Annotated in this window: 20 protein-coding genes and 2 pseudogenes; 19 read left to right on the top strand and 3 right to left on the bottom strand. The window is 38.1% G+C overall.

The genetic code is table 11. The features are described from left to right. Positions 1–169: 169 nt before the first annotated feature. From L6442_RS05200 to L6442_RS05230, 7 genes and pseudogenes are all read left to right on the top strand, one after another. Positions 170–307 (top strand): annotated as a pseudogene (locus L6442_RS05200) (23S rRNA (uracil(1939)-C(5))-methyltransferase RlmD); the annotation flags it as partial. 285 nt (positions 308–592) lie between these two features. After that, on the top strand, positions 593–946 hold the full coding sequence (locus L6442_RS05205) for a hypothetical protein (RefSeq protein ID WP_212977787.1): 354 nt from the start codon (positions 593–595) through the stop codon (positions 944–946). Between the two features lies 1 nt (position 947). Beyond that, positions 948–1,673: an 8-oxoguanine DNA glycosylase gene (locus L6442_RS05210; protein ID WP_212977786.1), complete on the top strand. Its 726-nt coding sequence runs from the start codon at positions 948–950 to the stop codon at positions 1,671–1,673. Then, complete coding sequence (locus L6442_RS05215; protein WP_212977785.1) at positions 1,670–2,941, top strand: PfkB family carbohydrate kinase; 1,272 nt, start codon at positions 1,670–1,672, stop codon at positions 2,939–2,941. Before L6442_RS05210 ends, L6442_RS05215 begins: the two co-directional genes overlap by 4 nt. Beyond that, positions 2,928–3,575 (top strand): 7-cyano-7-deazaguanine synthase, encoded by a 648-nt coding sequence (locus tag L6442_RS05220; RefSeq protein WP_212977784.1) that lies wholly within the window; start codon positions 2,928–2,930, stop codon positions 3,573–3,575. Before L6442_RS05215 ends, L6442_RS05220 begins: the two co-directional genes overlap by 14 nt. Before the next feature lie 68 nt (positions 3,576–3,643). After that, positions 3,644–4,963 (top strand): HD domain-containing protein, encoded by a 1,320-nt coding sequence (locus L6442_RS05225; RefSeq protein ID WP_212977783.1) that lies wholly within the window; start codon positions 3,644–3,646, stop codon positions 4,961–4,963. After that, a complete protein-coding gene (locus tag L6442_RS05230; protein ID WP_212977782.1) occupies positions 4,956–5,453 on the top strand; it encodes a YwgA family protein in 498 nt (165 codons plus the stop codon). The genes L6442_RS05225 and L6442_RS05230 overlap by 8 nt, the downstream gene beginning before the upstream one ends. 256 nt (positions 5,454–5,709) lie before the next feature. On the opposite strand, the gene L6442_RS05235 is transcribed toward L6442_RS05230, so the two are convergent. Continuing rightward, entirely contained in the window at positions 5,710–6,282 is a 573-nt protein-coding gene (locus tag L6442_RS05235) for a hypothetical protein (RefSeq protein ID WP_212977781.1), read from the bottom strand. 640 nt (positions 6,283–6,922) lie between these two features. On the opposite strand from L6442_RS05235, the pseudogene L6442_RS05240 reads away from it, so the two are divergent. Together L6442_RS05240 and L6442_RS05245 are read left to right on the top strand one after the other, a co-directional pair. Further along, positions 6,923–7,356 (top strand): annotated as a pseudogene (locus L6442_RS05240) (MrcB family domain-containing protein). A gap of 113 nt (positions 7,357–7,469) precedes the next feature. Next, positions 7,470–9,734, top strand: a complete 2,265-nt coding sequence (locus L6442_RS05245; RefSeq protein WP_212977780.1) for a type I restriction-modification system subunit M/S — start codon at positions 7,470–7,472, stop codon at positions 9,732–9,734. 418 nt (positions 9,735–10,152) lie between these two features. Here L6442_RS05245 and L6442_RS05250 read toward each other — a convergent pair whose 3' ends face one another. Then, positions 10,153–10,500 carry a helix-turn-helix domain-containing protein gene (locus tag L6442_RS05250; protein ID WP_212977779.1) on the bottom strand — a complete coding sequence of 116 codons (348 nt, stop codon included), beginning with the start codon at positions 10,498–10,500 and terminating at the stop codon, positions 10,153–10,155. 277 nt (positions 10,501–10,777) lie between these two features. Between L6442_RS05250 and L6442_RS05255 the strand changes: the two genes are divergently transcribed. The 10 genes from L6442_RS05255 (at position 10,778) to L6442_RS05295 (ending at position 21,751) form a co-directional block, all read left to right on the top strand. Further along, positions 10,778–10,960, top strand: coding sequence for a hypothetical protein (locus tag L6442_RS05255; protein ID WP_212977778.1), 183 nt, complete (start codon positions 10,778–10,780; stop codon positions 10,958–10,960). A gap of 55 nt (positions 10,961–11,015) precedes the next feature. Beyond that, complete coding sequence (locus tag L6442_RS05260) at positions 11,016–11,270, top strand: hypothetical protein (protein ID WP_212977777.1); 255 nt, start codon at positions 11,016–11,018, stop codon at positions 11,268–11,270. 415 nt (positions 11,271–11,685) lie between these two features. After that, entirely contained in the window at positions 11,686–12,399 is a 714-nt protein-coding gene (locus tag L6442_RS05265) for a restriction endonuclease (protein WP_212977776.1), read from the top strand. Positions 12,400–12,458: 59 nt separating this feature from the next. Continuing rightward, entirely contained in the window at positions 12,459–12,542 is an 84-nt protein-coding gene (locus L6442_RS32935; protein ID WP_212977873.1) for a topoisomerase DNA-binding C4 zinc finger domain-containing protein, read from the top strand. 67 nt (positions 12,543–12,609) lie between these two features. Then, entirely contained in the window at positions 12,610–14,847 is a 2,238-nt protein-coding gene (locus L6442_RS05270) for an MrcB family domain-containing protein (protein WP_212977775.1), read from the top strand. Further along, complete coding sequence (locus L6442_RS05275) at positions 14,819–17,263, top strand: restriction endonuclease-like protein (protein ID WP_212977774.1); 2,445 nt, start codon at positions 14,819–14,821, stop codon at positions 17,261–17,263. Before L6442_RS05270 ends, L6442_RS05275 begins: the two co-directional genes overlap by 29 nt. 84 nt (positions 17,264–17,347) lie before the next feature. Further along, positions 17,348–17,536 (top strand): hypothetical protein, encoded by a 189-nt coding sequence (locus tag L6442_RS05280; protein WP_237100227.1) that lies wholly within the window; start codon positions 17,348–17,350, stop codon positions 17,534–17,536. Between the two features lie 384 nt (positions 17,537–17,920). Next, complete coding sequence (locus L6442_RS05285) at positions 17,921–18,802, top strand: SMODS domain-containing nucleotidyltransferase (RefSeq protein ID WP_212977773.1); 882 nt, start codon at positions 17,921–17,923, stop codon at positions 18,800–18,802. Further along, positions 18,780–19,361, top strand: a complete 582-nt coding sequence (locus L6442_RS05290) for an SLATT domain-containing protein (protein ID WP_212977772.1) — start codon at positions 18,780–18,782, stop codon at positions 19,359–19,361. Before L6442_RS05285 ends, L6442_RS05290 begins: the two co-directional genes overlap by 23 nt. 743 nt (positions 19,362–20,104) lie before the next feature. Beyond that, a complete protein-coding gene (locus L6442_RS05295; RefSeq protein WP_212977771.1) occupies positions 20,105–21,751 on the top strand; it encodes a hypothetical protein in 1,647 nt (548 codons plus the stop codon). A 689-nt stretch (positions 21,752–22,440) separates the two neighbouring features. Here L6442_RS05295 and L6442_RS05300 read toward each other — a convergent pair. Further along, positions 22,441–22,782 (bottom strand): helix-turn-helix domain-containing protein, encoded by a 342-nt coding sequence (locus tag L6442_RS05300; RefSeq protein WP_212977872.1) that lies wholly within the window; start codon positions 22,780–22,782, stop codon positions 22,441–22,443. Positions 22,783–22,968: the final 186 nt, after the last annotated feature.

The following is a 22,968-nucleotide window of genomic DNA, read 5'->3' on the forward strand; positions in this document are numbered from 1 at the left end:
TTATGATTTCGCCTGTACTGTGAGGGGGGGTTATGGTTGAGATTCACCCACTTATTCGGCACTTATATTTCCTTTCGCGCTAAAAAGCTCTACCGCGGGTGACTGGGAACCATCGCTTCGGTAATGAAGGGAGCGCCATTGGATCGGGAAGCAGACCATCAGCGACGCGTTGCGATCGTTTCATCAAGTGAATCCGGCGCAGACCGAGGTGCTTTATGGGAAGACGGTGGAGTATGCTCGGTTGACTGGGAAGGGGACAGTTTTTGATGCTTACTGTGGCATCGGGACGATTATGCTATTCCTGGCGTAGCATGCAGGGAATGTGTATGCTTTTACTGCCTCCTCATTATTTATATCCGCCGCATTTAACAATTCTTTTGTTACTTTTCCTTTGGTACCATGAGTGTGCATTCTCTTGTTCAGTTATCGGTACATTATCTTAAAGAATATATAAAAAACATTATATATAAAGTGACTTGGAAAGACTTGGAAAACGGGTTTTAAATCTATAATGTCAGAGGACAATTCCATTTACTTGTATACCCAATTTGGGATACTATAGACCTATATAAATTAGTTGGAGGTCCTATATATGGGAAGCAGCGGATATTCTGGAGGAAGTTATGGAGGAGCAGGAGGAGGTGCAGTTAATAAGTGCGGAGATACACTAATTATACAGATTATTGTTAATCAGAATCAGGGAAGCATTTGGTACAACACTGCTGTAAGTGACGATGTTTACATAAATCTAAACAAAACTTCTATTTTACCTAAAATAGAAGTTTTAAAGATCGACGACAATACACTTGTTGGGGTGGCTCCGCCAAGTTATGGTTGGGTAATTAATTGTATTGAGAATGGCTGGAAGTATCAAGGTGTCATTTTAAAAAAAGAAGGCACTGAATATGATCCGAGAGTAACTGTTCAACTTAGTGGTGTGAAATAGAATGATAAATAATCAAGCAAGCAATATTTTAAAAGAATTATGGGATGTCTATGGCTGCTCAATAGAGTTGGAGTATAGTTCATTAACGAAGACGAAAGAACAGGTGCTTGATGAGTTCTTCTTTGTACTATTAGGTGGATTCGGAATAAGTTATGAATTGAATCTATCAGGCCTACAGATTCTTAAGAAGCAAGGTATTTTTAATCACAAACATTATCAAGAACAAAAAAGATTGAACTTAATTGAAGAAAAGATTAGAGAGCAATTTTCTATAAAACAATTCTCTCCTACTACTTCTAATGGGGAATCTAGAAAGTATAGGTATATCGAGTCGAAACCCAGAACAATCTCCAAAGCGGGTTATTGGCTATGGAAAAGTTGTGAATGGGGACTTTACGATAAACTTGAAAATATGAACACAATTCAGTCGAGAATATGGTTATGTAGTTGTCCTGGAATTGGGATGAAGTCGGCAAGTTGGTTATTACGGAATACAGGATTTAGTGAGGATTGTGCTGTATTTGATGTGCATATAATAAGATTTTTAGGTTATTTAGGTTTTTCTACTCCTGAACCACTAACCAAAAAAATGTATTTAAATTTGGAAGATACCCTACGAACAGTGTGTAATAACGTAGGGGTGTCGTTAGGGAAAATGGATTACTTATTATGGCTATTGTCTAGAAATGGCTTTCTTGATTACGCGAATCGAGGTGATCGTGTTTGAGTCTCGCTATATATGGAGAAATTGGGATAGATTTCTTGCTCGAAAGTAATACTAAAATAACTCATAGAATTGGTGGAGCTGGTCTGTATGCATCTGTTACTGCGGCTAAGCAGGGGGCTGAAGTAGATTTACTTACTGTTTATGGCCCGGAAATTGAAAAGTACAGCATAGATTTTTGGGGAACTATGGGTGTTTCAACAAAGCAATCACTGTATTTAGAAAATTACAGCGTGCCCCGATATATAGTAACTGGTTATAAAGCATTTGAACATAAAATTAGTACCCCAATGACTGACTTGAAAATTGGAATCAATTATAGCCCTTCTTTAAACAATGTATGTCAGGGGTTATTACTTTTTCCGGTAGATCACTCTTTCCCCGAGTCTTTGTGTGAGCAAGCATTTGAAATAGGACTTCCAATTTTCTTAGATCCGAAGCCTAACGAAAAATCTATTAGACAGGCTAGAAATATTCTCAAATATACCACTGCACTTTTAGTTAATGAAGAAGAAGCTTTATTGTTATCAGAAACTACAAATATTAATGAAGCCATTGAAACACTAAAAAACAAGGGACCTAAATATATCATTATAAAACAAGGTCATAGGGGTTGTATTTTGGCCTATGGTAACAAAATAATTGAGGTTCCTGCTTATAAAAGTAATGTTATCTGTACTCTGGGTTCAGGAGATGCTTTCGGAGGTGCTCTTGCAGCAACATTTTTAGAAACAGGAGATATTGAGTATAGTGTTCAGATTGCGAACTGTGTTGCTGCAAACTTTATTGAAAATCTTGATATTGAAACAGTTATTGATAAGGCTGGTGTAGAAAAAGATATTCATTTGCGTGAGAAGTTTGTTGTCGATCATGTCCCATCTAGAAAGATATATTTGGCAGGCCCTTTCTTTAGTGACCAAGAAATTCAATGGGTAAAGCATGTTAGTGATAGATTGGAAAATGCAAAATTTACCGTTCTGTCTCCTTCAAGAGAGAACGGATTTATTTCTAAGAGTATGTCATTTGAACAAAGGGAGAAAATTTTTCAATTAGATATAGAACTCTTAAATTCATGTGACATTGTAGTTGCGTTACTGGATCATGACGACGCAGGAACATGTTTTGAAATTGGCTATGCGTTTGAAAAAGGAATACCCGTATATGGCTTCAAAACGTCTCAAACCGATCTGAATAATATGATTCAATTTGGATGTAAAGAAATAACCGGAAATATTGAAGAGTTAATAAGGACATTATATGGACAAAGGTAGAGTTGTGTTACTGTTCTCTGGCGGGATTGATTCAACCGTTCTTTATCATTGGCTAATTAATGCTGACTATGATGTTTTCCCTATTCATATTAACTACGGCCAAAGAACATACTTGGGTGAGATGAATGCCATAAGAGAAATAGCCAAAGATTTTGAAAAGCTAAACAGACCGCCATTATATATAGATGTTCCAGGTCTTAGACAAGTAGGCTCGGGTTCACTTGTCGGTGAAATTAAAACAAATAACTATTCATTAGATGAATGGTTTCGAGAAGAGTTTTTTCCAAACAGAAATATGATTCTTATTTCTATAGCAGCCTCTTACGCTTATAAATTGAATATCAGCAACCTAGCTATTGGAGTGGTAGGAGAAAACTCTTATAACGATACAAGAAGTTCCTTTATCAAGAGTATTGCTTCTACATTGTCTGAATCGTTATCACTTTTCGAAATAATTGCACCATTTGTTGATAAAAGCCGAGAAATTGTAATAAACGAAGCTAGAAGATTGAAGGTTCCAATAGAAAAAACATTTTCTTGTAATTGTCTAGGAGAACGACATTGTTTGTTGTGCAGTAGTTGTTTGGACAGACAGCACGCCCTGGAATTACTAGGAAAGCAAAATGAATTTTAAAAACTTGAGAATAACTCTAATATAGTTTATAATTATCAAGAACATATGTTCTTATTTTGGGGGCTGAAATGAAAACAATTCGCGATCCTATTCACAACATTGTTCAATTCGATAAGAATAATGATAAATTGTTACTTGACCTAATCGATACGCAGGAATTTCAACGTTTACGTCACATTAAACAACTAGGACTCGCCTCTTTTACATATCCAGGTGCTGAACATACTCGGTTTGCTCACTCCCTTGGTGTAACTCACCTTATGAAAAGGTTCATTGACAAGATCTGCAGTCTTAAAGAAGATCGCTTTATTCCCTATATTAAAGAAATTGGTGAACACAGATCGCTTGCATTAAGCGCCGCTTTATTACATGATATAGGACATGGACCATTTTCTCATGCCCTAGAAAAAACAACTGGTGTTAGACATGAAAAATGGACGATAGCAATTATTCAAGGTGATACCGAAGTTAATAGTGTACTTAAAAAGTATGGGATAAATCCGCAGGAAGTAGTAGATGTTATACAAAGAACACATCCCTCAAAGGCAGTCGTCAAGCTACTTTCCAGCCAGTTGGACACTGACAGAATTGATTATCTTTTAAGGGATTCTAAAATGACTGGTGCTGGGTATGGAACTTTTGATCTTGAATGGATGATTAATGTATTAACAATCGGAGAACACAATGGTGAGATTGAAGTTGGCTTAGATATCGACAAAGGAATTAGTATAGCCGAGGATTTTGTTATGGCGAGATACTATATGTACACAAATGTATATTTCCATAAGACAACAAGAAGTGCTGAATTACTGATTGACAAAATTTTTTCACGGGCGCTTGAGCTATATAATGAAGGTAATATTGATTTACCTGATGATCTTGTTAGCATATTAACAAGAAAGGGTCAACTCCATGAAACAGTTGCTAACTACATTAATCTTACAGACAATACTATTTGGCATTTTGTAAATATTTGGACAAACCACAACGACATAATATTAAATGACCTTTCTAGTCGACTAAATAAAAGGCGATTTTTTAAATCGATTAATTCTTCCGAGTTAGACCCATTAGAATATTGGAAAAGAGTTATTGAAATATCTAATAAGTATGGGATTTCTAGAGAATATTACTTTCTCAGAGATGAAGCAAAAAGTAGCTCCTACAAAGATTCGTATCTAATCCAGACACCGAAAATTGGAGAGGAAGGAATTGAACGGGAAGCTTCCGAACAAATTGTACTATTTGATAAAAATGGAAATGGTACTGAATTGTCGTATATTTCTGATATAGTGAATGGTTTAAGGAACAAAAAGATATCAATTGAAAGATATTTTGTTCCAGATGAATATAAGAACGAAATTATAGGAGGGTATCAACATGTTTAAAGCGGCCTATAGTCTGTTATGTATATTTGATAATGTAGATTCAGTTTATGGAAGAAAAAAAGTACAAAAAATGGTGCACCTTCTTGAAACGTCAGGAACTGAATTGCCCTTTAAATATGAATATCATTACTATGGTCCCTACTCTGCTGAAGTTCAAGAGGAGATAGGCTTTCTTGTGCAACAGGGGTTTCTTGACGAAATTAAACACGATGAAGCATATGAATATGTTATAACTGATAGAGGAAGAAACTTTAAAACAACTCTTGAAGATGATGGGGGATATAGTATTGACTTAAATGAGCGATTATTGAACTCAATGACTAAAGAGAGCTCGCAATTTCTTGAAATGGTCAGTACATATGCATTCTTAATTGATTCCGGTTACGAAGCTGGCTCAGCAAGGGAAAAAGCCCTTGAACTAAAGCCTCATTTAGAACGTTTTGTCGACAAAGCAGTTAATTATTATAACGAGAAAATAAAAAAACACTAATGAATATTGGACACTTTTTGTGGTATTAGCCTGTAGATTAAGTCCTTTTAGAAATAGGTCTACAGGCTATTTTTTATTTAATTAAAAAGGGGGAGAGAAAAATGCTTATTAATGATAATTGCAAAGGCGCTCCCACATTGTGCTGGACGAACTTGTGGCAAAAAAAGTTGTTATAACTTAGAAGTACTTTAGTTTTTTGACAACTTTAGAAGAGATTATTTTTGTGAGAATAGTATTTATTCTTTTTTTCATGAAATTATGAGGAGGTTTTTGTCCGCCATTCTTTTATGAGTTCATTTTCTAAAATTTGATTCGGAATAATAATTTTTGACTTTTCGTTCCTCTTCCCAAAAGAATAATCAACTTTATTAAATGAAATATAAAGAATATTTGATTTTGGTATTAATTTTTTATTCTCAGCTTTTTTTAGATATGAATCTCCAATTATGATTCCACCATCAATGTTATGATTTATGATAAATTTATCTTCAAATACAGTTCCATCTTTTAAATAAATACTTACTGATATTTTTTCGAAATAAATTATAGAAAAAAATAATCTTACAAGAAAAATTAAAAATGAATAGATCGAAATTATTATTATTAAAACATAAAAGAAATGATAGTTCTTAATTTTATTAAAGTACCATATAACATCGTAAGTTCTTATTGCATTAATTTTATATATAGAATTTATATCTTTAAGAATAAAATTAATAGCCGTGGCAAAATAAAGTGAAAGTAATATGCTAAATACAGATGCAATTGTAAAGAGTAATGTTGCATAGGTGAATTTTTTCTCTTCACGGTTTTTTGACAATTTTTTCATTATGAAGTCTTTTGAGTTTGATGAAAACATTAAGATAATAATAATAAATAAAAGAATACATAATGATACCGAAATAGGATTTAGAATCAGAAAAAATAGTATTTTAGTAAACAGGGTATAATTACCGTTTACATTGAAACCTGTGACGAAAACAGCATATAACAAGAATGTGGTAGTAAGTACTATCCAGTAAACTAACTTTCTAAAACTGCGACTAGTATTGTTCATAAACAGTTGTTCTTCTTTTGATTGTTTACCAAGGGCAGCAAATAATCCAAGAACTCCAGTACATAAGACAGTAGACTTGAGTATGCCTTCTATTATGGTTATAATTGGGGCCTCCTCCTCCGAAATCTAATTTAGTAATTTTTATATCGGTATAACTCTGTGCTGATATTATTGATTCAAAATAAATATTTTTAAAACTTGATTTTAGAGTTACCACTTTTCTACTAGTGGAAGTTAACTATAAGCTTTTTTTTCCTCTGTATATAATACAAAACGTTATTCTTTGAGTTAAAGGAGTAAGCTATGAATCAGTTACATCAATATAACCATAAGATAGAAAAGCCCATGATCTCCCTTCATAATGCCCTCTCCGAAATCATGAACAGTTACATAACAGCTAGAAACCAATCGTATGCACACGCTAGGTACCCTTCTAAGACAAACGATCCCTGAGCTAATAAGGTCGCTTTCCATTATCGATCCAAACTACAAAATTCGAGGTTCAGTTGGCCAAGGTAATTGGGTAAACATTCCTTGGATTGCTGTGATGGACAGGCAATTACCGATACGACGCAGCATGGTGATTATATTGTTTATTTGTTTTCCGAGAACATGGAGTCTGTCTATCTAACATTAGCTCAAGAGGTTACTGTGCCCAAAGATGAGTTCGAAAAGAAAGAAGGGTACAACTATCTTGAGAAGAAGGCAAGTAAACTTCGCGAACTTCTTCCCCTTGAAGGTATGCATAAGGATGATGGTATTAACCTCACCTCGAGAGGTGCTGGGGATTCGGGGGAGATAACCCTTACTGTCAGAGTTTATTTAGATCCATGGATAAAACTATGATTCTCAAGATTGTGAATCCCGAGTTTTTTTGTTCAATATTCAATACCTAATCCTTGATTTACCTAGATGGGATCACGGGATTAATTGATAACTTTTTTCTGAGGTGAAGCGAGATGAGTTCTAATGAGGAAATATGGAGGCTCGCGGATCAACTGCGCGCTAGGGGAGATTTAATTACATTGCATGACCTATTACGGGAGGCCAAGAACCAAGGTTTAACCGTATCGTTTGATACTGTAGCAGAGTTGGCCTGGAAGACGGAGCGGTTGGAGCTTCTTGTTCCTCCGCCATTAGTGAGAAAAACCATATCTGCGTTTCTCAAAGGTCAGACCTACGAAAGGGTACTTGACCCGTGGGATAGGCTGGGTGGACTCATACGATTGGCAAATCCGGAGTCCGTGCGGCTGTCCATTGTATACAATTCTCTTTATCAAGAGCTATTTAGCGCAATTGAAGATAATTCCGATATTCAATTGATGTTGGGAAATCCGATTGAATTCCTGGATAAGGAGGTTACATACTGGGATCTAATAGTGTCCTGTCCCCCTTTTGGAATGCAACGTGATAAGATCATGATTCGAGCCGAAGATAGTAAAGAGACGGTTTCTGACTCGATGGAGTTGTTACTTCTCTTGCAGGCATGTACCAGACTAAGCACAGAAGGGACGGCCCTGTTCGTTGTGGCAACTCGTTTCTTTGGCTCAAATTCCTTTCGTCATTTATCGTCGATCGGTATACATCTAGAGGCGATAGTTCATTTCCCTCCGGGAACGTTTGCACCATACACTTACATCAGTACTTATCTTGTTGTATTGAGGCGAATAGATGTCCCCAAGTTGGCATTCCTCGCGGAGATTGGATCAGAGGATGATATTCAGCCAGTTATACACAACATGACTTCAGGTAGACAAGGGAAAACGCTTGAACTCGGTTCATATGTGAACCCTCATTCATTCAAATCCTTCAGGTCGCTTCGGCTATCGCGCGATATCCATCAATATTCACGACGGATGAACCTCGAGCCGGTACCTTTGGCCTCTATCGCCAAAGATATCAATCAGTCGAACGGTAAGTTGGAGGAAGGCTTTGAGGATCTCCCGGATGCGGTGTACCTTCCGATTATCGGTAAATCTGATGCCGTCACAAGGCTTTCGGACCTAAAGCTTAAACCTCATAATTATGTGCAAATCGTTATGAATAGCGAGAAAGTAAATGCGGAATATGTGGCTCGATTTTTTAGCTCCGAGTTGGGAAGAATGATAAGAGAATATCATCAAATAGGGTATGCAAATCCCAGGATCTTAGTCTCTAGTTTGAAGGAATCCGAGCTGTACTTTCCTTCGATTGAGACGCAGATCGAACTGATCAATGCCCAGAATGAAATAACGGAGCTGCGAGCTATGATTAATTCGATTGAGCAACAGCTCTGGAATAAGCCCAATGATGTGGAATACACTCTAAAATCGCTGAAGAACTTAAACCGGGAAAGCGGTTTTGAGGAATGGGCGGAGACGCTCCCCTTTCCATTGGCTTCCATCTTGTGGCGGTACAATGCGGAATCTGATGTCCGGTTGAAGAAGGAACATTTATTCCATTTTTTTGAGGCGGTTGCTCAGTTTAACACTATACTACTCCTCAGTGGTCTGAAGTCCGATTCCAGCCTGTTTGATGCACAAAGAGAGATTGTGTTCAAGGACTTCAAAAAGGAGTCACTCTACCGTTCAACGTTTGGTACTTGGATTGTGCTTGGCGAAAGGATTGCTAAACTCATCCGTACCGAAATGGGGAATAGGAATGGCAGGGAAAGATGCCTTAAGGTGTTTCGATCCGGCCGTTCGGATCTCATTGACTCCTTATCCAGTAAAAAAACATTTGAAGTGCTGAAGAGGACTGCCGATTTTCGTAACAAATGGAAGGGGCACGGCGGAATCGAGAACGAACGGGAAGCACAGAAACGATTAAGTGTATTAGAGTCCGAGCTTGCCGCCTTGCGCGAGCTTATGGTCGACACGTACGCGGGAAATCAGATTATTCGCCCGGAGAACGGAAAGCTCAAATCAGGGATCTATCATATACAGGTCTATTCATTGATGGGAACAAGGCAAATATTCAAGAAAATTAGCATCCAGATGAATATCATGCTGGATAGCGACAGGTTATATTTGTATTTCGAAGGAAATCCGGAGCCACTCGAATTACTTCCGTTTATTAAATTTAAGTTCGGTCAGTCTTCTGAAGAAAATGCTTGCTACTTCTATAATAGTTTGGATAAATCAGGTGTTCGGTGGGTATCCTACCATTTCGATAAGGAGGCTGAATTTGTAAAGGTGGATAATTCGCTGGAACAAATATTAGAATCTTTTTTTGGGTATAATTAATGCTGCGAAAATTGTAATTATTCATCCAGGTGTACCAATTTCGTATTTGGGCTACTTCGAGAGTCTTCCCACAGAGACATTAGAGATCTAGTAAAAAAAGTTCGTCTACAGTGAATCGATTATAAAGTAGATACTGAATGTTGGTCCGAGATCCGCTGAAAATTAAGAAACAATAAAACATCGCCTGCTATCTAAAATATATTACCATTAACGGAATGTTCAATATTGTAGAAATAAAAATGTATTTGTAGATAATTTTATAGACGCATATATCTGCCAACTTCTATAACCATTCCCACGAGCGATTTCAGTTTAAACTAAACAGCCTTAGCACGGTAGAGTACCGAACTAAGGCTGTATTAATTCTCTTTTTTACTTGCGACTCTTAACAGGGACAACTTCAAATCCGATCAGTTTTTTAACCCTTTCCATCCATCCGCCGAAAAATCTCATTCAGCACATTCCTTGCCATCTCTATATCCTTTGGATCACGTTCTCTCAGTAAAGAAATAACTTCTTTCAAAGTCGATTCCTCGGGCAGTTCTTCCTGTTCCTTCAAATATGTAAAAAGCTCATAAACTCCAACGTCTAAGGCACTAGCAACCTTCTCCAGATTCTTCATGGAAATGTTGCGCTCTGCTCGTTCAATAAATCCGATGTAGCTTATATTGAAGCCAGCCTTCTCTGCCAGTGCTTCTTGAGACAATCCCCTTAATTTACGAAGATCCTTTATCCGTGCTCCGACTAATTTTAGAATATCTGACATCGTTACACCTCTCTTTAATAGAAGTGTAGGGAAAGTTTCAAATACAAATAATATATAGATAATAAGTTATTTGAATTAATTACTACTATATAGTAATATTATGTATGTATTTTATCCTAAATTAGGATATTTATTCATGAATGATGATTATTGTTTTCCAGATGTGTGTGATTAATTGATACGTATACTTCTAGTGCATCGCAAATTTGGCAAGGTCAATAAAGCGAAACAATCGCAGCTGAGGAATCGCCAATAATCGCAATAGGAGCTGAAGCATGTGAATGATTCAATCTCCATCGATAAAGCCAGAGATAGTAGGAATAAGCCGTTAAAAATCCAGGAACGAAGTTTGGCTCAAGCCAAAGGCATGATCAAAATGCAGCATCTCGCACAGATCCACATGAACTCTGCCGAGCGGATGATGCATCCAACCTCCGCACATGTCTGCATTCTTGTTTAGTGACCGCGCTCTCGAGTACATGCTTAAGGCATTGTATATGAAGAAGAATAACTATATGTTTCCTCCGCCTTCATTTACGCTTCAGGATATCTTCCAGTTAACGGCGCAGGACGCTGTCCCGGATTTGGATAGGGTATTGTTCATGTGCGTCATCCATTTTCTGGCCGGCTGCAATGACATTTCCTTTTTGCAAAATATAATCTTCTCGCAGCTTCAGAAACTGCTGAACCAAGTGGACAATGTACTGCTTCACCTGTCAGCCATAGTCGCATCCCATCCTTCCGAGTCGTACCGATCTATTTATCCCTAATCAACATGCCAGTCGAGTAGCGGCAAACCCTCCCTCTTCCGCAAATAAGCGTCTGGTGCGCCGTAATGTAGTATAGGTTAAGACACAGGATAGTGATAAATTTGTTATAATGAAGTTATGGAAAAACAGAACCGATACACCTCGGAGTTTAAAACGAAGATCATGCTGAAGCTACTCCGCGAGGAGCAGATAGTAAACGAAATTACATCGAAAACTGAGTCTGATAATGCGTAGTAAACTGGCTCCCTGATTAAACGGATGAAATGTGAACAACGATGTTCCTAAAGAGATGGAAATAAAATCTTAGTACCAATGCACCCATTGAAGGGTGCATTTCTTTTTACCTAAATTAGAGGGAATATAGGAGCAATTGTCGAAAAATGGATGTATACATAACCGGAAGGATGAGTAACGAATGGCTAGGACATACAAAGCAGAAGGCAGGCAGATTGCATACGTTTTGAGAGGTTTATTTATTCTCGGTGGACTTGCGCTTTATTTTAGTATTCCAGGATTACATTGGGGTTTCTTCTTTGGCATCATTCTTGTTGCTGTTCTGGCAGCAGAAATTCTGGGTGCGATGTGGACACGGAAGAGACGTACGAATAAAAAGCAATACTCTGCTAAACCAAGTCAAAAGAAAAGTTCAACCGCAACAAGACGTGCCAGCAACTCAGTGAGATCAGACGAGATTATCCTGACAAGCCGACTAGACAATTTAACTGGAGCTGAATTCGAAAGATTACTTGCTCTTTATTTCCGCGATCAAGGTTATACCGTTAAGGAGGTCGGCGTGGGAGGAAACGACGGTGGAGTAGATTTAGTCATTATTGACCGTCGCGGTGAAAAGACCGCAGTACAAGCCAAATGTTATGCGGACCATAACCTGGTTACCGTCACGACCGTACGCGAACTAGTTGCAGCAAAAAGAAATCATGATTGTATTTTATCCTTGCTTATCACAACCTCCGACCTGACTTCCTCTGCGAAGAAGGAAGCGGAACAGTTTAAGGTGGATTATTGGCATGGCGGTCTTGTAGAGCATAAGCTCAGAGCTTGGGGAAAGTGGCAGCCTAGTAAAAAACGAAGTCCAATTGAAAAAAGTGTAGCCGCGGCTAAACTGAAATAGTTAAGACAAAAAGAGAGGTGGCGGCGACTAGCGGTATAACATGCAAATGTGGGGCCCCAATGGTTAGAAGAAAAGGAAAACAGGGCACGGAATTTTGGGGTTGTAGTAACTTTCCGAAGTGTCGGAATACAAGAAGTATCTAGTCAAGGGACTAGAAAAGTATGAAAGAGGCATTCAAATGACAAAACAACAATGGGAGGTCCTCTAATTTTGTTACCTAATGATTTAGCTACAATATTTAAAAACAAACAAAAATCATACAAAATGGTGCTTGTTTTATCTTTTATAAACCATTACGAAAAGACAAAAAGTCTGACGGTGACTTTAAATGAGATTGCAGAATCTTTCCTTGATTATTACCGAGGCAAGGAGGAACTGGGCTTCAAAATAGACTTACCACCGAAAGGCGAATCGTCCAGTTGGAAAGAATGCTCCCTTGGCCAAATTAGAAACTTGCTCAAAACACCGATAGACGCTCTTTCATCCATAATTGAATATAACAGTTTGCAACAAACACTATCCTTTAAATCCCCTGTAAAACAACTGCTTAATGAAAAAGTTTTTCAAGAATTAAAGGAATATGCCGAACGTGAATTGGAGAGCTATAACAATCAACTACCTTCCAGTAGTATTTGGTTGGACTTTTCGCTGCAAGCAGTCTTTCAAGAAGTGTTTAATAGCTACTTGGAGGCCAAAACCCAGTCATTTGCAGGCCATCAACTCGGGACTCTCTTCAGACAAACCTTGCCTAATGAACTTAAAAAGTTACCCTTTATGAATGATCACTACAAAATACAAGGTTCAATCGGTATGGGGAATTGGGCAACCGTGCCATGGCTTGCAATCATGGATAAGCGGGTAACCGACACCACTCAAAAAGGGGAGTATGTCGTTTATTTATTTTCAGAAGATATGAATTCGGTTTACTTAACCTTGGCCCAGGGTGTAACGGTTCCTACTCGAGACTTAGGTAAAAAACAAGGATACAACTATTTAGAGCAAAAGGTAGCTGAGATGCGAGGACTTCTCCCTCTTCAGGGAATGAAAACGGACGATCAAATCTTTCTTACCTCAAGCGGGTTAGGAAGGGATTATCAAGTATCAACAGTTGCTTACTATCGTTATGACCGAAATAATCTACCTGACGATGAACAATTAATAACGGACCTGAAGAATGTAATGGACAATTACAGACTTTATGTCGATCGGCAAACTGATTACTCGGAGAATGACCAGAGCTCACAGATGATGAGGAGAATTGAGCCAATGGACCCGCAATTAATTAAACCTAAGCTGAATCAAATAAAAGCTTTTATAAAACAAAACGGCTTCCACTACCCCGACCCTCTCATCGAAAACTTCTACCTCTCCCTAAAAACCAAACCCTTCGTCATCCTGGCAGGTATTTCTGGGACAGGTAAAACTAAACTCGTGAAGCTTTTCGCAGAAAGCGTAGGAGCTACAAGGGAAAACGGTCAATTTACGCTGATCCCGGTACGTCCGGATTGGAACGATCCTTCGGATCTCATTGGTTATCAGGATTTATCCGGCCGCTTTAAGCCGGGCAGGTTAACCGAAGTTTTGGTCACCGCTTCGCTGCCTGAGAACCGGAATAAGCCGTATTTTATATGTCTAGATGAAATGAATTTGGCTCGGGTGGAACATTATTTCAGCGACCTTCTGAGCTTGCTGGAGACCCAGCGTTGGATGGACGGCCAAATCGTCACCGAACCGCTTATTCCCAATGCTTCGCTGGATCGGCTTGAAGATCAAGAGCTCTATGGGGACCTTGGCATTCCTGAAAATGTCTATCTCATTGGCACGGTGAACATGGATGAGACGACCTACCCGTTCAGCAAAAAGGTGCTCGACCGAGCCAACACCTTGGAATTTAATCATATCGACTTAACGCAATTGCCATGGTCAGAAGGCGATGACGAACAGGAAATCGTGGAAATCGCGCCGGTTTCTCAACGTTTTTTTCGTGCCGATTACTTGAATCTGGTGAACGTCGATGCCGAAAATAAAGAATTGGTGAAGCGTACGACCGACAAGCTAGTCGCAATAAACCAAATACTTGAGGAAATTCATGCCCAGGTTGGGTTTAGAATCCGTGATTCGATCAGTTTTTATAGCATTTATGCGGAGCGTTTTGGGCTACTAACGGAGGATGAAGCTTTCGATTTGCAGCTGCTTCAGAAGATTTTACCTCGTATCCAAGGCAGTCATACGTCTGTAAAAAGAGTGCTCCTAAAACTTCTAAAAGTTTGTCTGGAAGGGGAATCACTTAAGGTCAACGATTTACTGGATGACGCCTCCTCCTTGTACTCCAGATGGGATGCCGGCAAAGAAGCACCAGCTGCGAAATATCCCCAAAGCGCACGGAAGTTGGCGTTTATGCTGAGGAGGTTAGAGGAAGATGGATTTACCTCTTTCTGGCTCTCCTAATGCTGATATCGAGTTGTTATGCGTGGAGACTAATCTTTTTACGCTGTATCTAAAAGGACGTCCAACTCATCCTACGGTCGAAACGCTAAAGTTGCATAGGGATGGGGAAGGGCAATGGATCAATGCTCTACTTAAGGTTTCAAGTCCAGCTTCTCAATTGCAAATTGAGGAAGTCAAAATGTTTTCCCCGTTAGAAGGGGGATTAGTGGACTGGCATGAGGGCATGCCGGCTTTTCCTTGTTTTTACGAGACTCGAAACTATGAGCTCATTGTAGAGAAGAAACAGCAACCGCTGGACCTGACTTTTTACCATGACAACATCAGCTTGCGGGAAAGCGTTAAACCCGTAGGGAGAATGGTTCTATCCGGCATCTTGAACTTTAAAAATGAAGTCGGCTACACGGAGCTTGAATTCCGCTTGGCGGGAAAAACGGTGCTTCGGCTTGAACTTGAAATTTTCCCCGTTAAGCTGGATTACAAGCAAGACTATATGACGCTGCTGCACGAAGTGAACAGTCAGATTTATAACCTCTCGTTTGATTTTATGAGGAGGACTTATCAGTTAACCGGGTTAAGAGAGACGCAGAGTCAAAGCTTGACGGAGTATTATACGATTCTGCAATTTGTGTTTGAGCGTTTGCTGGAAGCCGTAAGACGAATTACGTTGCAGCCGCATCATCGTTTGGTGACCGACCGTCAAGTAAAACCTGCTGAGAAGGTTCGGAAGGCGGGGAAGGAGAACATCGCTTTTTTGAACAAGAGGGCAGGCAGGCTGTTTGAAGATCCCATGCATGGATATGTCCGGATTGAGGATCGGCTTTATAAGGCGACGCATTTGATCGAATCCAAGAAGCAAGTTTCCTATGATACGAATGAAAATCGGTTTGTAAAGTGGATGCTGGAACGGGTCAAAGGGAACCTATTAAAGCTAAAACGTCGTTTGCAAGAACCGCAAGGGATGCAGCAGCGGAAAGAAGATGTTTTGCTATTACGTCGTTTAGATCAAATGGCGGGCCAAGTGGAACAGGTGCTACATGCGAGCTTTTTGCGTGAGGTGGGGAAGCTACAGCATTTCACGGTCAGTTTGGTTTTGCAAATGGCGCCAGGGTATAGGGATGTTTACCGGTATTATTTGATGCTGCTGAAGGGTTTGTCCATTCAAAATGATTTGCTTCGCCTCTCGATGAAAGACGTGGCGCAGCTTTATGAATATTGGTGTTTTCTTAAGCTCAATGAAATTCTCGGCAGAAAGTACAAGCTCAAGAGCCAGGATATCGTAACGGTAAATCGGAACGGCATTTATGTAACTTTAGATAAGAAACCGACAGCCAAGATGGAATATGTGAATCCAAAGACGGGTGAAGTGTTCACCCTCTACTATAATTTAAGTTTCGGAAAAAGCCAAACCCCAACACTCTCACAGCGCCCCGACAATGTGCTGACTTTAAGTAAAAAAGATGCAGGGCGAGAGAAGGTGTATCAATATATTTTTGACGCCAAATATCGTTTGAATCCGGCTTATGAAGGTGATGCTTATTTCAATGCTTATCGTGCACCGGGACCAGTGGAAGATGACATCAATACGATGCATCGTTATCGGGATGCGATTGTCAGCCTGAATGCATCCTCTCAAGAATATGAAAGGAATATGTTTGGTGCTTACGTCTTGTTCCCTTATCATGACGAGGGCCGATTCAAAGAGCACCGTTTCTATAAAAGCATTGAGCTGATGAATGTGGGGGCATTCCCTTTTTTGCCGGGATCGACGAAGCTGGTGGAGCAGTTCTTGGACGAAATTATTTTGGACAGTCCGGAGAAAGCGTATGAACGATCCACGAAACCGCGGGGAACCCAGGAGTATTTTGCGAATAAATTTAGTGGGAAAAATGTCTTGGTCGGCTCTCTACGAGAGGTCTCCCAGCTGCAGGTCATGCTGGATCATAATATCTACCACATGCCGTTGAAAAATCTATCTGACGCCAAAATTTTGACGCAGCTGGAGTACATCGCGATGTGCCAGTCTCGGAAGAAATTCGATCATACAGGTCGTACGGGCATTCACTATTATGGCAAAATCAAAGACTGGCAGGTGGTCCGCCGCGGGGAGATTAAGGAACGTCCGGCAATACCTGGTCAGGAAAATGAGCTGTATGTCAGATTTACTGTGGAGTCCTGGGAGAAGCTTGGTCAACCTATTCAATTAGGTGGGATAGGGATCTATACGGTTTTGTATACTACCAAGTATATGCTGGACCGGGCCCGGGAACTCGCGGAATTAAAGCTGGAGACGGAAGAGCAGCTGCAGGAATGGCGGGAGAAACGGCGGGCCGGGAAAGTGAAGGTTAAGCTGGATCATGCATATGTGGACTTGGCGAAGCAGGTGAAGGTTGATTTAGTGGAGGATTATAACGGGTGAAAAGCAGCTCCAGGCTGAATTGATTGCAGCAAACTCACCGACCAAGCTGACGTTATCGTTCGTACCAGTCGCGGAGACCATAAGGTGCTTCTCATCCAAGGAGGGAAAAGCGAACTCGCCTGCGGTGCGTTTTTTAAGCAGCATCTGGCCGATTATCGCGGCAAAGGTGGAGGCAGCGACAAGATGGCACAGGCCGGTTTTGCCAACGGTGAGGATGCCATGGCATTTTACCATTTTCCGGTGCAGACATTATCGCCGCTTGAAGAGGAATAAGCGGTAAGCTTTTTATGATGATGTCGTGCATGAGCGCGAAATTTATAAATTGGGGGTCCGCTTTCAAGACCTGCTTCAAGTTGTAGCCAATTCATTGGTATGGTGGGTGTAGAAATCGGTAATTAAGTGGATGCGAATAAGGTGATTGTGTACAGTTTTGACTGGGATCTTGTTGTTGGAAGGTCTTTTTGTCTGTCGAAATTGGGAATATTTCCTGGATTTTGCAGCGAGAATGGGCTATCATTAACATAGGTAAATTGTACTGTTTTCTTTCCTTAATCTCGTGTTATAGGCAAAGAAAAACTTCCGAAAATCTTATATATCATTTCGGCTTTTTACTAAAGACATCGAAAATTATTAAACTTAGAACTGGAGGGGTATAGCATGTCCGTAAGCGACTATTTTAGTCAGTTTTGTTCAAATCTTAGAATGAGTGATTCTACTGTCAGTACGATACAACAGCGATATAAGCAAATTACGAAGCGTATTAATATTGACTATTGGAATAGCACTTCTGATACAACTCATAGTTTATATGTTGGTTCCTACGGACGGGGAACAGATATTTGGACGAGTGATATAGATATGATCGTGCAATTACCTTATGCCACATATAAGAAGTTCAATAATTATAGTGGAAATGGGCAATCAGCATTATTGCAAGAAGTAAAAGGCGTTCTTCAAAAAACATATAGTAGCTCATACATTAAGGGCGACGGACAGGTTGTTGGAATAAATTTTACAGACAATATTAACTTTGAAATAGTACCAGCATTCATTAACGATGATAATAGAAGTTATACATATCCCGATACTAATAACGGAGGAAGTTGGAAAACCACTGATCCAAGAAAAGAAATTGATGCCATGAATGAAAGGAATAAGGATACTAATAAGAACTTGAAAAGGCTTTGCCGTATGGCACGTGCATGGAAAGGGTACTGTGATGTACCAATGAGCGGCATACTAATTGACACATTAGCGTATAAGTTCATAGGCCAGTGGGAGTATAAAGATAAGTCATATTTATATTATGACTACATGAGTAGAGACTTTTTTAAATATCTCAAAGATACAGATACAGATCAAAACTATTGGCTGGCACCAGGAAGTGGTCGTTATGTTTGGAAAGATAAAAATTTTCAAAGTAAGGCTGCAACAGCGTATAATAATTCTATAACTGCTATTGAGCACGAAAGTAAGAATCAGACTTCAACTGCGAAACTAACGTGGAGGAAAATTTATGGAACGAAGTTCCCGAGTTAGTCAGGGGTATAAATTGGAGTCGCAGATTAGAGAGGCATATGGTCGGGTAGTTTATACTTTTACTTGTCACAATAAAATTGCTCAGAGAATGTTGACTAAAAACGAAAAAATTAAAATACTGCAGATAGTACTCTCTGCGCTAACTACAGGCGGGTTCATAGTTACAATTATCGCGGATGAGAAGATTGCCAGTATTTTAGGCGCTCTGGTTTCTATTTTTCTTTTAATTTTGAACGCTTACACAAAGAATTTTGATTTAGTTGAAACTGCTCAAAGTCATCAAAAAGCTGCAGATGCACTTTGGATAATACGGGAAGAGTATGTATCTCTCTTAACCGACTTTGAGTCACTGGATGATACTATAGTAATGACCAAAAGAGATGAACTTCAGAATAGAACCGCAGAGGTATATGCCCAATCGCCAAGAACAGATGCTAGAAGCTATGCTGAAGCTCAAAAAGCATTGAAGACTGATGAAGAGCAGACGTTCAGTGATGACGAGATTGATATTATGCTTCCCAATTCGATACGAAGGAAAAGTAGAAAGTGGGATGACTAATTTTGCGCGATATCTTCTTGACAATCAGAAATTCCCTGACAGTTTGTATGCAAAATTGGAGTAGGCACAATTGATTGTGTAAAGAGAAGTATTTTTATACAGTCTTGGCTTAAGCTTTAGTGCTTAAGCAGCTATCTTGCTTCTAATGGACTAATTTGAATAATTCAACGAAATTATTTTTTTAATCAATAAACATTTGTTACTACTGAGTATTTTCTTACATTTCAACACTACCCATTCCGCAGTTAAGAACAACAATAAAGATTAATGAACTAAAGGTAGTTTAGTACACTTGACATCACTTCATGTATTCACAGTAAAAAAGTGATTTTCACGAGGCTTTCTGCGTTAACCTGACAACCATTTTGACAACGTATTTATCACAATATAATAAAAAAATGTAATTAAGTAAAAAGCAAAGACTGAATGTATTATTGATTTTTAGTTGATTTCCCAATCATGTAAAACGGATGAAACATAGTGTACTGCGTATGCTAAGTATAGTGTATTGGTTGATAATAATGGAATAAGAGAAACTTTACCTGATATTTATTAATGACTCAAGTTGTAAAATACTTGAGTTTTTATGTTTGTTTTGTGGTTGTTGCTTATTTTTCCTGATTATCGTTTACATACGAATTAAATGTTAATTTTTAGAAAATTATCCGATATAGTTTGTATGAATGATTAGAAACCTATATTAGCAGTTGAAAAATAAAAACATTACGATAGGAGGAGAACCTATGGAGAATAAAAGAAAGTTATTTGAAGAGTTTTTTGAACTTGAAAATTATGATATTGAAGCTGAAATAGCAGAAATTATTGATAGGTTTCGACAATATAGACCATATGAGGTTTTTTGGTTAATAAATAGTCTGATTATGGACAACACGAGATATGCTTTTGAAAACAGAGAAAAACGGGTTTCTCCAAAATTGGTAAATAGATTATTTTATTTGTATAAAAAGAATTCAGTTATAAGCAGCAAAATGAAAATTAAGAATAGACCCAGCGAAATAGAGTGGTTGAGAAAAAAGTTTATTAAAATAGTAAACTATTATTGTATGGAACAGTTTAATCAGAAAGAAGAACAAGAAGATATTCATATGTCTTTACGAAATTTCCACTCCCAAAATTTTATAAATTACCATTTCGATTATCCTAATACCTCTTGGTTCCAATACTTGCGTGCTTTAGAAATCAACCGTAAAGTTATTGATGAAATTTTTGAAAATGATAATCTGACAACACTAGAAATTGAAAAAGGTCTACTAATTTGCATTTTATATGATTTTATTTATCGAGTTTGTCAAAAAAATTTACTCAATGACTTATTGTACGAAAAAAAGAAATATAAATTCGAAAACTTTTTGACTAGCTTTTCCATTAAACAATTTTCGCAGATTTTAAGAAGATTTGGAATTAGGGACAAAGAGTTCATTGGTAGATTTTTCCCACTCCTAAGAAATGAAAAAGAGATAAAAGTGAGTTATCCAACTGATAAATATTATAAAGAAGAGTTCTCCGTAGGGATTTGTCATAATGAAAGAGTATTTTTCCCACGTACAAATTTTGTGCTTGATGAGTTCTGGAATTACATATTAGAACGTGAAGAAATGATTGGTAGGAAAGATGATTTTGTTGAAGATTACACTAATATGTTGTTGGTAAACTTTTTTGGAGTAGAGCATATATATAGAAATTTGTTCGATGAAAATGGTGCTGAACAAGATATTATTGTTCTCAGTGGAGAATATATATTGTGTTTTGAGTGTAAATCTGAAGTGTTAAAAGAGCCATTTAGAGATTCTAATAAATCTGAAAAAAGAATGCAACAAAATTTTAATCGAGTTATTCAAAAGGCCTATAAGCAAGGGTGGAGGGTTAAAAATAACATTAGAAATAAAATGTGTAAGTATTACGACAATGATAAGAAAGATTCTCGAAAGATGGTATTGGATTTAAGTGAGTATGATTACACGAAGGTGATTATGGTATGTGTAACTATTAATAATTACTTAAACCTTTCTAATCGTGTTAATAAATACCTTAAATTTGAAGATGATGATAAAGCCTATCCCTGGGTTATTGATATATTTAGTTTGGAGCATATCTTTAATAAAATAATCTCTAGTGATAGAGATGAGGGATACTTTATTAAATATGTTCGGGATAGAATCAAATCTTATCTAGGTGTTCAAGCTATGGGAGCTGAAGAGTTGGAGTGCTTTGGGTATTATTTGCGTTATGGGAAATTTGATAACTCTCTAGATGGTTCAGTAATTACAAATTTAGGGAATGGGTATGCTACATTTGTTCTAGATTATATACCTAGGCCGGAGGTTGATTTAATGTATTTATATTTTTGGGAACTCGCATCCAATACTTAAACAAGATTACGTTGAGTAAATCTCATTCAAATTTTTAGATGTACTCATTGTATCTCAGCACATGTTGAGGCAGTAAAGTCAATAAATCGTATTGAAAAAAATCGGGAGCGCCTAAGCCCAATATTCTGGCTCAGTGAAAATGTTCGAAAATTATATTAAGGTTGGCATTCTTAAGTACTATGTTAGACATGATGGAAATAGAGTTTAAACAATTCGAGCAGGAGATAACTCGAGTATCCATGTATTGAATAACATTGAAATTGAGGATATCGTTGTAAGGCTAAACGATCCCCTCAAGCCTATATTATTTATTTGATTATTGATTTGGTTTTTAGTTATTCGTATATTAATTTCGCAGAACCTGCTTCTGCCGCTTTTGCTTTTGCCCCCTCAAACTCTCCTAAACCTTTCTGGCCTGCTTGCATCGCTAGATTACAGATTGTTTTCGGATAACGATATCAATGAACTATTAAAAGAATTTTTATCCAGTATAAGCAATAACCAAGATTCTGTTGATGAAGCTTTAATAAATTACATGATAAAGTATCTACTATCTAACAGTGGCAATACTCAGGGCGATTAGCAATCAATGAAAAATACATTATGTTCTTAATCATTTACATTTAGATACTCGTAAAAGTAAAGGCTGATTAGAATTCCAATCAGCCTTTTTGCTATGTAAGAAATGTTCACTTATTATTAAAAATTGCTTTAAGCACATTCTTTGCCATAGCGATTTGCTGAGGATTTTGTTGTTCGAGCATGTGCATTATTTCTTGAAGATCAGCTTCTGATTCTTCGTTACTCCCTACACTGGTATAGGTGAAGAGCTGGGATATATCTACCTCTAATGCTTCAGCAATCTTCGCAAGATTTAACAGAGCAACGTTTTTTTCTCCTCGCTCGATTTGTCCGATATATGAAAAATGAAACCCGCCTTTTTCCCCGAGAGCTTCTTGCGTTAATCCTTTTTCTTTTCTCAAATCACGTAGACGAGCACCTATTCGAAGTAGGATCTCTTTATCCGTCATCATTCCACACCTCACTACTAAAAAGTGTAGATAAAATCACAACTGCTATACACTAGCGTTTAAATATCATAAATAATATCTATAGATATTAATTTTGTGTATAATGGTAAATATAAGTATTTCCACGATCCATAAATTCATAACAGTCGAGGCAATGTATTCAGTATGAGTCGTACAATAACTAAA

The organism is Paenibacillus azoreducens, from assembly GCF_021654775.1.
Lineage (GTDB): Bacteria > Bacillota > Bacilli > Paenibacillales > Paenibacillaceae > Paenibacillus_AQ > Paenibacillus_AQ azoreducens.